Source organism: Qipengyuania sp. NPDC077410 (genome assembly GCF_044543405.1).
GTDB lineage: Bacteria > Pseudomonadota > Alphaproteobacteria > Sphingomonadales > Sphingomonadaceae > Qipengyuania > Qipengyuania pacifica.
In genome coordinates, this window is record NZ_JBITWB010000001.1 from 1,571,007 (window position 1) to 1,582,941 (window position 11,935).

The window sequence follows — 11,935 nt, forward strand, 5'->3', positions numbered from 1 at the left end:
TCATCCGTTCGATGCGTTGCTGCCAATCATATAATTTGTCTTGGTTGCATTGCAACATTTCATAATGAAACTGAATTAACCGATCTTGTACCTTTTGCCAGCGCCCTTAGATTGACCGCGATGCCCAATCGACAAACGACATATATTCGCCGTGGCTAAACCGCGTAGGTCCAACGATTGGGGATTTCCGCGCTGGCGCGGATATGGCTCCGCCCGCGAAGCTACCACCGTGCGGCTGTGCGATCGGCATGGCTGTGAAGAGCCTGGCACTTGTCCCGCCCCGAAGGCGCCGAACAGCCCAGAACGATGGATGTTTTGCCAGAAGCATGCCGCCGAATACAATCAGAAGTGGGACTATTTCGAAGGACTCGACAAAGCCGAGAAGGAAGCACGCGCGCAGACCGAGCGCAGTGAGAACGCAGGTTATGCCGAAGCCCAACATTATGGCTGGAGCGGCAGCGGCGACGGATCGCGCAGCGCGGACGAAATGCGCGCGCTCGAAGTTCTCGAACTCGAAGCCGATGTCGAGTTCGGTGCAATCAAGAAAGCGTGGCGCGAAAAAGCCAAAACGGTGCATCCCGACGTGAAGCCCGGCGACAAGCAGGCCGCGGCAGAGTTCCAGAAGCTGCAGTTGGCTTACGAAGTGCTGAAATCGGCGGAAGAGCGCCGCGAATGGCGGGGTTAATACGTTGGCGCTCGGCGCCAAGCTGAGTTAGTGCCTAGTGTTACTTAGGTATCTTTGGGGTTCGGTTCCTGGCGTCTTCTTTCAGGGCAGGTCAGTCAGGCGCGTGAGAATCGCTTTGGCCATCTTCTCGCCCAACTGCGGTCCCTGCTCGGGGTAGAGATAGGGTTCGATCATTTCCGCTTCCATGACCGCAAGTTCGCCCGAAGCGAGCCGGACCATATCGATGCGACAGTAGAGTGGGCGGTCGAAGGGTAGCGCAGCTACCACTGCCTCTGCTGTCGCGAGATCCTGTTCGCTCGGCACATAATCGCATTCGATGCCGCCGTAGAGCGACTGGATCCGGTAGTCCCCTTCTCCTGCGCGCTTCAGCACACTGTGACTGAAACACCCTTCGATGAAGACAAAGGTATATTCGCCTTCCTGCACAATGCTCGGGAGGAAGGGCTGTACCATGCAGGCATGCCTCATTGCCCAATCTTCTCGGGGCAGTTCAGTTCGGCTGAAGCTATGCTGGCCGAGAGCCCCAGCACCAATCTGTCGCTTCACGACGATGCGATCGGTGTCGAATTCATCCATCGCGCGGATGATGCCGGCACGATCGACATCGTCGAGCCAGAGTGTCGGGACCGTCGTGGCGCCTCCATCCGCTAGCTCTTCCAGATACCGCTTGTTCGCGTTCCAGCGAACGATCTCGGGGGAGTTGCATATTAGGACGCCGCGATCCGCAAGAGCATCCAGTTTGGCAAGAAAATCCTGAGCGTGATCCTGATAGTCCCATGCCGTTCCGAGCAGCACCAGGGCAATGTCGTCGAAATCTTCGAGCGGGGCCCGCCAGTCGATCTCGACCAGCGTGAGCCCCACGGTCTCGAAGGCCGGCCGCAGGGCGCCGACTTCGAGATCATGTTCGAATGCATCTCCGCGACGGGGGCCGCCATTGGGAAGCGTTTCCGCGCAGGCGAGAAAGCCGATGCGTGTCAGACTGCCTCCAGCGCCTGTTCGAAGTCGGCGATCAGATCGTCCGGATCCTCGATCCCGATACTGATCCGTACCAGATTATCGGAAATTCCGAGTTCCGCGCGGCGTCCTTCCGCGACAGAAAGGTGAGTCATCGAAGCCGGGTGACTTGCCAGAGTTTCTGTTCCGCCAAGGCTGACGGCGAGCTTGGCGATTTTCAGGCTGTCGAGAAAGCGGAAGCACTCGGCCTCTCCGCCTTTTAGCAGTAGTGAAAAAGTGCTGCCGGCGCCCTTGCAATGGCGATCATAGATATCCTGCTGGCGGGCATCCTTTATCATGCCAAGATAGCCTAGGCCTTCGACCTTGGGGTGCTTGGCAAGGTAATCGCAAACCCGCGCTGCATTGTCTCCGGCCCGCTGCATGCGAAGTTCGACCGTCTCGAGCGAGCGCAGAAGCATCCATGCGGTGTTGGGATCGCAGATGCCGCCCATCGTGTTGCGAAGCATGCGGACCGGGTCCATCCATTTCTTCGCTCCGGCGATGCTGCCCGCGACGAGGTCGGAATGGCCGCCGACATATTTGGTCAGCGAATAGACCACGATGTCCGCGCCCTGGTCGAGCGGACGCTGCCAAAGCGGACCAAGGAAGGTGTTATCGATGGCAATCGGACATTCGAGCCCAGCCTCGTCGACGGCCGCACGGACGGCTTCGACATCGACAAGAGCATTTGTCGGATTGCCAGGACTTTCGAGATACACCATGCAGACGTTGCCGCCCTGCGATTTAGCTTGCGCCTTCGCTTTGCTGAGCACTGCGTCGATGTCTTCGCGCGTGGCACCGGCAGGGAAATCGACATAGGTGATGCCGAAGCGTGCAAGCACCTTGGCAACGAAGCCTTCAGACGCTGCATAGAGCGGACCGGAATGCACGATGACATCATTCTGATTGGCATAGGCCAGCATCAGGACACAGATCGCCGTCATGCCGCTCGAGAAACTCAGCGCGTCTTCGGCGCCGTCCCAAACGGAAAGGCGATCCTCGAGAATTTCCTGGTTGGGTGCGTTGAAGCGCGAATATACCAAACCGTCCGAACCGCCTGGGCGCTTGCCGGTGATGCCTTCGAAATGGCGCTTCCCATCGGCAGCGCTTGGGAACGCGAAGGTGGACGTCAGGAAGATCGGCGGTTTGAGGCTACCTTCCGACAGCACCGGGTCAAAGCCGTGACCCATCATCAGTGTGCTGGGCTTGAGTTCGCGGCCACCGATCTTGGTCACTTCCGGCTTGGGCGCCATGCGGGGCGAGGTGGGGTCGATATCGTGATCGCTCATTGTGGGAGCATCCTTCCTAAAACACGCTCCCAGGAAGGCGGGAGCTGATCGAATGGATAGCGGCACCCGCTCCTAACCTCCGCAGGAACGCTTCTCCGCCAACCGTCGCTTGTAGCGATCCCACTAGTTTGCTTCGTGAGCGCGTTCAACTAGGCCCGCGCATGGCGAGCAGGATCGGGATTGCATCTGCAACAGTCTAGTGTGTCCAGTCGAGCTGGACGCTGTCGATATGCCAGCGCAGTTGGGCGGCACTGGCGCCGGGGACGTCGTTGACGCGGCGAAGGACGACGGGTCCTTCATATCGAACGGGACGACCATCCTTGTCGGTTGCCGTTATTGTCGCTTCACTGGTGTAATAGGATGATCCGGCCGCGCCTTCCATGGAGCCATCTGGGACTGCGACCGTGATCTTGCCGAGATCGGCGAATAAGGCGCGCCATTGAGCCTTGCTCCACCTTTGCTGATCACCCTCATCAAGCATTTCCCACGCTTGATCAAACTCGCGCAGCTCAATGGCGCGGGCAAAGGACAGCAGAACGTTGCGGGCGCCTGCTTCACCGCGTTCCGCTTTGGGAGTCAGGGGGGCGGGGGAGAGATCGGGCGAACCATCGTTCTCTCCACCTGTCATCTGCCCAGTAGCCTGGGTCGGAGCAGGAAGGGCGACCTCCACGGAAGATCCACTTGCCAGGGTGGTCGCCGGGCTGTCTTGATCTGTTTCGGACTGGTTGCATGCCGTTAGCGCGAGACTGCAGGCCATGGCGAGAATGGAGGCTTGTTTCATGCAAAGAAAAACCGGGGAGACGGCATTCGCGTTCCCCGGTTCGTCGCTTTTGATTGCGTTGTCGGCTGACTATTTGGGCGCCAGTACCATTACCATCTGGCGGCCTTCGAGCCGCGGGAAGGCTTCGACTTTGGCGATTTCTTCCACATCGTCACGAACGCGGTTGAGCAGGTCCATGCCGAGTTGCTGATGGGCCATTTCACGACCGCGGAAACGCAGAGTGCATTTTACCTTGTCACCGTTCTCGAGGAACTTGACGACGTTGCGCATTTTCACATCGTAATCGTGATCATCGATGTTCGGGCGCATCTTAATCTCTTTGATTTCCTGCGTCTTTTGCGTCTTTCGCGCGAGGTTCGCCTTTTTCTGCGCCTCGTAGCGATATTTGCCGACGTCGAGGAATTTGCACACCGGCGGGTCCGCGTTGGGGGACACTTCGACGAGGTTAAGGCCGAGTTCGTTGGCCTGCTCGACAGCTTCGCGGGTGAACATAACGCCGAGGTTCTCACCTTCGTGATCGATCACGCGGACCTTCGGCACATTGATCATGTTATCGTAGCGAGGGCCGCTTTTGACGGGCATCTGCATGCTACGGCGGGGTGGACGGGCTATGGGGCAATCTCCTTTGGTGGCCGTACTAGAAAGGGCGCATGTAGGCATTGTTCCGAGGATTCGGAAGTGTGTTATGCGAATGGGGCGCAGTTTATCGCTGCGGCGTTGCGCTTAAGCAGCGCGATTCCACAAATTGAACCGGGCCAACTGGCCTTTTGCGGGTACCACGGCATCGATCCGCTCGGCCGGTTGAAGCGCCGCAAGGATGGCTGGATCGGCCGCATTCATTCCACCCGTATAAGCGCCGAAGGCCGGCAATATCATCCGACCGGATGGCTTCCCGTCCGCCCCGTCGTTCGCGCTTACGACAGCGCATGGCCGACGGATGTTGCGATGGCGGATTTTGAGTTGCAGACGCGGATGGTAATGGCCCGACAACTCAGGTCGGGTTTCACCCTTGTGCGCTCGGTGGCGCAAGACAACGCCTCCCAATTCGAGTTCTTCCACCAGAACACCGCCACATCGCGCATCCATGTGCGGATCGTGATTGCCAGTGATCCACACCCAGTCCACGGCCTTCGTCAAAGCTTCGAGCATCCCGCAGGCATGAGGCTCGAGCCGCGTAGATCCGTCGGAATCATGAAAATTGTCCCCAAGCGTAATAACGCGGCGCGCGCCTGTTTCGCGAATGGCGAGTGCAACACGTTCCAGTGTCTCTCTGCTATCGTAAGGCGGGATCATCTGCCCATGGCCTGCAAAGAAGCTCCCTTTCTCGAGGTGCAGGTCGGCGACTAGTAGCGCGCGTTCACGCGGCCAATACAGCGTGCGGCCCTCTGTCAGGAGCCATTCCTCACCGGCGAACGAAAGGGGAACCATAGCGCGCTATTGCCGTAGCCAAAGTGCGATGGCAAGGCCTTTGGCATGACCGACTGGACACAGCAAACCGACACCGCCCGCAAATGGTTCGAAAACCTGCGCGATCGCATATGCGCCGAGTTCGAAGCGATCGAGCGCGAGGCAGGGTCGGAGGCAAGTTTCCGATACGACAGCTGGAGCCGTGAGGAAGAAGGCAATTCAGATCCCGGCGGCGGTACGCGCGGTTTGATGAAAGGCAAGGTCTTCGAAAAGGTCGGCGTGAACGTATCGACTGTTCGCGGAAATTTCGCGCCCGAGTTTGCAGGTACGATCAATGGCGCCAGCGCCCAAAACCCCGGCTTCACTGCGACGGGTATCAGTCTGGTAGCTCATATGGCCAATCCACATGTTCCCGCGGTACATATGAACACGCGGTTCCTGACCACAGGGAAGGCATGGTTCGGGGGCGGGGCCGACTTGAATCCCCCGATCCCGTATGAAGAGGATACGGAACAATTTCACGCGCGTTTTCGTGCCGCCTGCTCAGCACATAACCCGACCTATTACGAACGCTTCAGAAAATGGGCCGACGATTATTTCTACATTCCGCATCGTGGTGTGCATCGCGGGGTTGGCGGCATCTTCTACGATCACTTGGAATGCGAAGACGAGGCTGCATTCGAACGCAATCTCGCTTACACGAAGGACGTGGGAGAGGCCTTTCTCGATGTTTTTCCCTCGCTTGTCCGCCGCCGAATGGAAACCGAATTCACACCTGAAGACAAGCAGACTCAGCTGGAATGGCGCGGCCGTTACGCCGAATTCAATCTGGTCTACGACCGCGGGACTTTGTTCGGACTGAAGACCGGGGGCAATATCGACGCCATTCTGATGAGCCTGCCGCCCGAAGCGGTGTGGAGCTGATCAGCTAAGCCAAAAGCGCAGGACGTAAGCGACCGCGCCGAGGACGCTTACGCTCGCCAGCCAGATCGCTGCCATCCAGGCGAGGCGCTTCCAGAGAGGAGCCTGCGTCAATGGTAGCCTTCGTCTCCGACCTTGCCACGAAACACCCAATAGGCCCAGGCGGTATAGGCGATAATCAGCGGCATGGTAATGCTGACGCCAATCAGCATGAATATCTGGCTGCGTTCGGGCGCGGCAACATCCCATATGGTAAGCCCCGGTGGGACCACGTACGGCCACATGGTAACGCCCAGTCCTGCCATGCCGAAAAAGAACAGCGCAAGGCTGAGCCAAAATGGCTTTGAATGACGCTCCACCGACAGCGAGCGAAGCAGTGCGAGCGCTATAAGTCCTGTCAGGATCGGCACGGGAGCAGCGAAATAGATTTCGGGTGCGGTCAGCCAGCGGTCTGCATATTCGGGGCGCAGACCGAGATTGTAGATGCTTACACCGCCCATGAGCACGAGAGTGGCCCATGCTGCGCGCTTCGCCAGCGTGCGGGCGTGCGCCTGCGCATCGCCATCGAGTTTCCATACCAGCCAGCAAGCACCGAGCAGCGCATAGCCGGCTACCGTGCCAATCCCGGTAAGGAGCGTGTATGGGGTGAACCAGTCGAACCAGCTGCCCGCGTAGGCCCGGTCGACGACGTCAATGCCTTGCAGCAGCGCGCCTAGGGTCATCCCCTGGGCCATCGCAGCCACCAGGCTGCCGCCGGTAAAAGCGAAGTCCCAGAGGCGTCGATGCGAAGGATCGCGCCACCGGAACTCGAAAGCCACCCCTCGAAAGACCAACCCCAGTAGCATCGCAATGATGAGTGGGTAGGTTGCGGGAAGAATTACGGCGTAGGCGAGGGGGAAGGCCGCGAACAGGCCGCCGCCGCCCAGCACAAGCCACGTCTCGTTCCCGTCCCACACCGGTGCGATCGAATTCATCGCACGGTCTCGCTCGCGTCCGACTTCGAAGCTTGGAAACAGGATGCCGATCCCAAGATCGAAGCCGTCCATGACCACATAGGCGAAAACCGCGAAGGCGATGATAAAGGCCCAGACGACGGTAAGATCGACGTTAACGGCCATCATCTGCCTCTTCATGGTTCGAAGGAAGGGTGTCGGGATTATGACCCGGATTCTGCGTCGGTCCGGGTGTGATACCGGCGGTCCGCACGGGCCCCTTCTCGGTTCGCTTCACGCCCTTTTCCCCGGCATGAGGTGGTGCCTTCATTAGTCGCAGGATATACCAGACGCCCACCCCGAAAACCGTGAAGTAGACAATAACGAAAGCGAGCAAAGATGCACCGACTGCCGGGGCATCAAGAGGGCTGGCCGCATCGGCTGTTCGCAAAAGACCGTAAATCACCCACGGCTGCCGGCCGACTTCGGTGGTGACCCAGCCGGCGATGACAGCGATAAAACCGCTCGGCCCCATGAGCAGGGCGGCACGGTGCAACCATTTCCAGTCGTATAGTTTGCCCCGCATTCTGGCGAAAAGGCTCCATAGGCCTACGCCAAGCATGGCGAATCCCAAGCCGACCATGATGCGGAAGGTCCAGAAAACCACAGCCACTGGCGGCTGTTCGTCGCGCGGCACGGTGTCCAGCCCATCCAGCGGCGCGTCCGGATCATGCTTGAGGATGAGCGAGGAGAGTTTGGGGATGCCGATGGCATATCTGAGTTCTTGCGCATCCTGATCCGGAATGCCGAAGAGATACAGCGGGGCACCGTCCGGATGGCTTTCGAAATGCCCTTCCATCGCCATCACCTTTGGTGGCTGATGCTCCAGAGTGTTGAGGCCGTGCATGTCGCCCGCAAATATCTGGATCGGCACCACCAATGCTGCCATCCACATGGCCATCGAAAACATCTTGCGTGCGTGCGCATTCGTCCGATCTTTCAGCAGGTGCCATGCGCCGACACCACCAACAACGAACGCGGTGGTAAGGTAGGCAGCCAGCACCGTATGGACCAGGCGATAGGGAAAGCTCGGGCTGAATACGATATCCCACCAGCTCTCGCCGGGCAGGAACTGCCCATTGGCGCCTATCTCGAACCCGACCGGGGTCTGCATCCAGCTATTGACCGAGAGGATCCAGAATGCAGAAACGAAGGTGCCGAACGCGACCATGAATGTGGCCGCGAAGTGCAGGCCTTTCCCAACCCTGTTCATACCGAACAGCATGACTCCGAGAAAACCCGCTTCGAGGAAGAATGCCGTAAGCACCTCGTAAGCCATCAATGGCCCGATTACCGGGCCGGCCTTGTCTGAAAACACGGCCCAGTTCGTCCCGAACTGATAACTCATCACGATGCCGGACACGACGCCCATCGCGAAAGTGATTGCGAAGATCTTGAGCCAGTATTTGAACAGGTCGAGATAGAGTTGCTTGCCGGTTTTCAGCCACAAGCCCTCGAGCACCATGAGGTAACTCGCCAGCCCGATCGACAAGGCCGGAAATATGAAATGGAAGCTCACCGTGAAGGCGAACTGGATCCGGGCGAGCAGCAAAGCGTCAAAGCCATCGAACATGGTTTATCGCCCTAGCCGGTCGCCCCAATCATTTCCAGCTATGTGCACGCACCTCATGTTGCGCGCAACGCAACCTTATTCTTCAGGCGCGTAAACCCTGACCCAATCGACGAGCATCGCCACTTCGCCCGACTTGACCTTGTCGACCGTAGATTGCGGAACGCCGTTGTAGGGTTTTTCTATGCCGTTTGTCTTGAACGGATAGGCCCCGCCCATCGCGAAATTCAGGATCAGGTATTTGGGATTGTCGAATGCCCACTTTCCGTAATTTTCGACCATAGGGCGCGTCACGCGGTACAGCGTGTGGCCATCGACCTGGAACAGGATCTCATTCTTTTTCCATTCAACCGCATAGACGTGCCAGCCCGTTACATCTTCACCTTCGGGAAAGTAGAACTTGTTCACCAGCGGAGTTTCGCCGGAGTAACCAGGGCCGTGCAGGGCTACACCAACCCAGTCCTTCTCGCCCACATATTCCATGATGTCGATTTCGCCGGTGCCGGGCCAAGCATCGTTGCCGAGCAGCCAGAAAGCTGGCCAAACGCCATCCGCGTCTGGCATTTTGATGCGGGCTTCGGCACGGCCATATGTGAATTCGTACTTGTTCTGGCTTTCCACCCGGCCGGATAGAAAATCCGCCTTGCGTTCGGGATGGGGATCTACGCCCGGCTCGAATACGGGGCGTAGCATCAGCGCGCCTCCATCGGCGCCCGACACCCCATCGACGATCGACAGTACGGCCGGGTCATCCACATAGGCCTGTTGTTCGTTATTGACCCAGAAGTCCGTGCCGATAACGCCCCACTTCGTGCGATCGAGTTCGGCCTGGTTGAATTCATCCGACCATACGAGCGTACGATCACCGCTTGGCTCCTGCGCCGCCAGCGATGGTGCAGCAAGGCAGGCTGCCGCTGCGCATATGAGTGCAGTTCGGATCACAACATTTCTCCCTCGTTCTTTGTTAACGTTCTCATCGCATGGGATCAGGGATTTGGCCAGTGTCTTCGATATGATTTCGGCTGCAGGGCTGGCGCGCATTCGACAGATCGGCAATAGAGTCCCGGAACCGAAAAGAGGCCGGATCGCGCATCCGGTATTATAACAAGCCGGAGTTTCCCCATGCGTCGTCTAGCTGCCCCGCTCGCCCTGTTACTTGCCAGCACCGCCTGCACTACGATGGAGACCGCACCGCCCATGGCCAACCCTGCATCGGATCGTATGGTTTCACCGATCCTGACCCGTCCGGATGCCGTCGACAGCGCGACGTATGCAAAGCCCCAGATAGCGCGAGTTACCCACGTTGCGCTCGATCTGGAGCTCGATTTCGATGCCAAACGCGTAAGTGGCACCGCCGAACTCGATGTGCTCGCACAGCCCGGCGCCAAAGAGATTGTGCTCGACTCGAACGGGTTGGAAATCGCCCGCGTAACCGATGGTGCGGGGCGTGAGCTTCAATATCAGATCGGCGAGACGATCGCCGAAGGAGGCAAGGGCGCGCCGCTGACAATCGCGCTGGACGGCGCGCAAAAGCTGCGCATCGAGTACCGTGCGTCTGCTGATGCGGACGCGCTACAATGGTTGAGCCCCGAACAGACCAAGGGCGGCGTTCATCCGTTTTTGTTCAGCCAGGGTCAGGCCATTCTCAATCGCACGTGGATACCAACTCAGGATAGCCCCGGGATCCGTCAGACTTGGGAAGCGCGCATCACCGCGCCCAAGCCGCTCGACGTTGTGATGAGCGGCGTGCGGCAGGGCGAGCCCGAAGATCTCGGCGATGGCCGCCGCGCGTTCAAATTCGTGATGGACAAGCCGGTCCCCCCTTATCTGATCGCTATCGCGGCCGGTGATATCGATTTCAAAGCCATCGGACCGCGCACAGGCGTCTGGGCAGAGCCTGCAACGCTGGATCGCGCATGGAAAGAGGTTGGCGATACGGAAGACATGGTTGTCGCTGCCGAGCAGCTTTACGGCGATTATCGCTGGGGCCGCTACGACATGATCGTGCTTCCGCCTTCCTTCCCTTATGGCGGAATGGAAAATCCGGTCATGACCTTCCTGACACCGACTTTCATTGCGGGCGACCGTTCGAATAACGGCCTCGTTGCCCATGAATTGGCGCATAGCTGGTCCGGCAACCTCGTGACGAATGCCGTATGGGAAGATAGCTGGCTCAACGAAGGCGTAACCTCATACTTCGAAAACCGGATCGTCGAGGCGGTCTACGGCAAGAAGCGCGCCGAGCAGGAGGCCGCTCTTTCATTCGCTGCGATCGAAGAGACTTTGGCCGAAGTCGGCATGGACGCGCCTGGTAGTGCGTTGCATCACGAACCCGGTGCCGACGAACTCGGCAGTGCGATCACATACGACAAGGGCCATTTCTTCATGCGGACCTTGGAACGCACCATAGGCCGCGAACGCTTCGATGCCTGGTTGCGCCAGTGGTTCGACAACCACGCTTTCCAGCCTGCTACGAGCGAGCTCATTTATGAAGACATGCTTGCAAACCTCGTTACTTCGCCAGCCGAAGCACAAGCGCTGAAGCTTCGTGAGTGGATTTTCGAACCAGGCTTGCCATCGAATGTCGTGCGCCCTGATCCTGCCGCTTTCGCTGAAGTCGATGCGGCCGTATCGGCTTATACAGCCGATGGGTCGATCCCTGCCGCCTATAGCGGCTGGAGCGCGGCGGAGCAGATGCGGTTCCTAGACAACATTCCAAAAATACGCAGTGCCGAACAACTCGCCGCACTCGACAGCGCGCTCGGCCTGTCTGACGCTGGAAACAACGAGATCCTGTTCCTCTGGCTCGAACTTGGACTGATGAACCGATACGAGCCCGCAGTTCCGACAGCAGAGGAGTTTCTCGCTGAGGTCGGCAGGGCAAAATTCGTGCGCCCGCTGTTTCAGGTCCTGTGGGACGAAGGCGAATGGGGCCAACCGATCGCGCGGCGCATCTACGCCAAAACACGCGATAGCTATCACGCGGTAACACGCGCCGGAGTCGACCGGATAGTGAAGGCGGATTGATGACGAAGGCTCGTCCTTCGGGACGGGCCACCCTTCCGCGAGGTAGTTTCGCAGCACCAAAAGCGATCGGGTCTTGCAGGGTGGTGGCGGAGACGGAGGGATTCGAACCCTCGATACCCGTTACCAGGTATGGCTCCTTAGCAGGGAGCTGGTTTCAGCCACTCACCCACGTCTCCGCATGTCGCAACGAGGAAGCGTTCACTGCGAGGGGCGCCCTATAGCCATGGCCCTGCATGCCATCAAGGGGAGTTTTACGCTCGATTGCGAAAG

At 58.8% G+C, this 11,935-nt stretch carries 12 protein-coding genes and 1 tRNA gene; 3 read left to right on the forward strand and 10 right to left on the reverse strand.

Going from position 1 to position 11,935, the window contains the following annotated elements:
* Positions 1-151 precede the first annotated feature (151 nt).
* Positions 152-685, forward strand: coding sequence for a J domain-containing protein (locus ACIGGE_RS07655; RefSeq protein WP_397489865.1), 534 nt, complete (start codon positions 152-154; stop codon positions 683-685).
* An 81-nt stretch (positions 686-766) separates the two neighbouring features.
* Here ACIGGE_RS07655 and ACIGGE_RS07660 read toward each other — a convergent pair whose 3' ends face one another.
* From ACIGGE_RS07660 to pdeM, 5 genes are all read right to left on the reverse strand, one after another.
* Positions 767-1,546 (reverse strand): RimK family alpha-L-glutamate ligase, encoded by a 780-nt coding sequence (locus tag ACIGGE_RS07660; RefSeq protein ID WP_397489866.1) that lies wholly within the window; start codon positions 1,544-1,546, stop codon positions 767-769.
* Positions 1,547-1,659: 113 nt separating this feature from the next.
* Positions 1,660-2,967, reverse strand: coding sequence for a cystathionine gamma-synthase family protein (locus tag ACIGGE_RS07665; protein ID WP_222827961.1), 1,308 nt, complete (start codon positions 2,965-2,967; stop codon positions 1,660-1,662).
* A gap of 196 nt (positions 2,968-3,163) precedes the next feature.
* The gene (locus ACIGGE_RS07670) at positions 3,164-3,748 is read right to left on the reverse strand and encodes a hypothetical protein (protein WP_397489867.1); all 585 of its coding nucleotides are present in this window, start codon (positions 3,746-3,748) and stop codon (positions 3,164-3,166) included.
* A 69-nt stretch (positions 3,749-3,817) separates the two neighbouring features.
* Positions 3,818-4,336: a translation initiation factor IF-3 gene (gene infC / locus ACIGGE_RS07675; RefSeq protein ID WP_103024566.1), complete on the reverse strand. Its 519-nt coding sequence runs from the start codon at positions 4,334-4,336 to the stop codon at positions 3,818-3,820.
* A gap of 135 nt (positions 4,337-4,471) precedes the next feature.
* Complete coding sequence (pdeM, locus tag ACIGGE_RS07680; protein ID WP_397489869.1) at positions 4,472-5,176, reverse strand: ligase-associated DNA damage response endonuclease PdeM; 705 nt, start codon at positions 5,174-5,176, stop codon at positions 4,472-4,474.
* Positions 5,177-5,221: 45 nt separating this feature from the next.
* Here pdeM and hemF point away from each other — a divergent pair, with 45 nt between their 5' ends.
* A complete protein-coding gene (hemF, locus tag ACIGGE_RS07685) occupies positions 5,222-6,079 on the forward strand; it encodes an oxygen-dependent coproporphyrinogen oxidase (protein ID WP_397489870.1) in 858 nt (285 codons plus the stop codon).
* Here hemF and ACIGGE_RS07690 read toward each other — a convergent pair whose 3' ends face one another.
* The 4 genes from ACIGGE_RS07690 to ACIGGE_RS07705 form a co-directional block, all read right to left on the reverse strand.
* Positions 6,080-6,229, reverse strand: coding sequence for a DUF2474 domain-containing protein (locus tag ACIGGE_RS07690; RefSeq protein WP_221597386.1), 150 nt, complete (start codon positions 6,227-6,229; stop codon positions 6,080-6,082).
* Complete coding sequence (gene cydB / locus ACIGGE_RS07695) at positions 6,187-7,194, reverse strand: cytochrome d ubiquinol oxidase subunit II (protein WP_397489944.1); 1,008 nt, start codon at positions 7,192-7,194, stop codon at positions 6,187-6,189. Before cydB ends, ACIGGE_RS07690 begins: the two co-directional genes overlap by 43 nt.
* On the reverse strand, positions 7,184-8,641 hold the full coding sequence (locus tag ACIGGE_RS07700; RefSeq protein ID WP_397489871.1) for a cytochrome ubiquinol oxidase subunit I: 1,458 nt from the start codon (positions 8,639-8,641) through the stop codon (positions 7,184-7,186). The genes cydB and ACIGGE_RS07700 overlap by 11 nt, the downstream gene beginning before the upstream one ends.
* A 75-nt stretch (positions 8,642-8,716) precedes the next feature.
* The gene (locus ACIGGE_RS07705) at positions 8,717-9,580 is read right to left on the reverse strand and encodes a family 16 glycosylhydrolase (RefSeq protein WP_397489872.1); all 864 of its coding nucleotides are present in this window, start codon (positions 9,578-9,580) and stop codon (positions 8,717-8,719) included.
* A 180-nt stretch (positions 9,581-9,760) separates the two neighbouring features.
* Here ACIGGE_RS07705 and ACIGGE_RS07710 point away from each other — a divergent pair, with 180 nt between their 5' ends.
* A complete protein-coding gene (locus ACIGGE_RS07710) occupies positions 9,761-11,665 on the forward strand; it encodes a M1 family metallopeptidase (protein WP_397489873.1) in 1,905 nt (634 codons plus the stop codon).
* Between the two features lie 84 nt (positions 11,666-11,749).
* On the opposite strand, the gene ACIGGE_RS07715 is transcribed toward ACIGGE_RS07710, so the two are convergent.
* A tRNA-Ser gene (locus ACIGGE_RS07715) sits at positions 11,750-11,841 on the reverse strand.
* Positions 11,842-11,935: the final 94 nt, after the last annotated feature.

Bases quoted from the DNA above. Each gene is read 5' to 3' on its own strand.
- infC (WP_103024566.1), bottom strand. From the start codon at position 4,336: ATGCAGATGCCCGTCAAAAGCGGCCCTCGCTACGATAACATGATCAAT.
- ACIGGE_RS07710 (WP_397489873.1), top strand. From the start codon at position 9,761: ATGCGTCGTCTAGCTGCCCCGCTCGCCCTGTTACTTGCCAGCACCGCC.
- ACIGGE_RS07700 (WP_397489871.1), bottom strand. From the start codon at position 8,641: ATGTTCGATGGCTTTGACGCTTTGCTGCTCGCCCGGATCCAGTTCGCC.
- pdeM (WP_397489869.1), bottom strand. From the start codon at position 5,176: ATGGTTCCCCTTTCGTTCGCCGGTGAGGAATGGCTCCTGACAGAGGGC.
- ACIGGE_RS07665 (WP_222827961.1), bottom strand. From the start codon at position 2,967: ATGAGCGATCACGATATCGACCCCACCTCGCCCCGCATGGCGCCCAAG.
- cydB (WP_397489944.1), bottom strand. From the start codon at position 7,194: ATGGCCGTTAACGTCGATCTTACCGTCGTCTGGGCCTTTATCATCGCC.
- ACIGGE_RS07670 (WP_397489867.1), bottom strand. From the start codon at position 3,748: ATGAAACAAGCCTCCATTCTCGCCATGGCCTGCAGTCTCGCGCTAACG.
- hemF (WP_397489870.1), top strand. From the start codon at position 5,222: ATGACCGACTGGACACAGCAAACCGACACCGCCCGCAAATGGTTCGAA.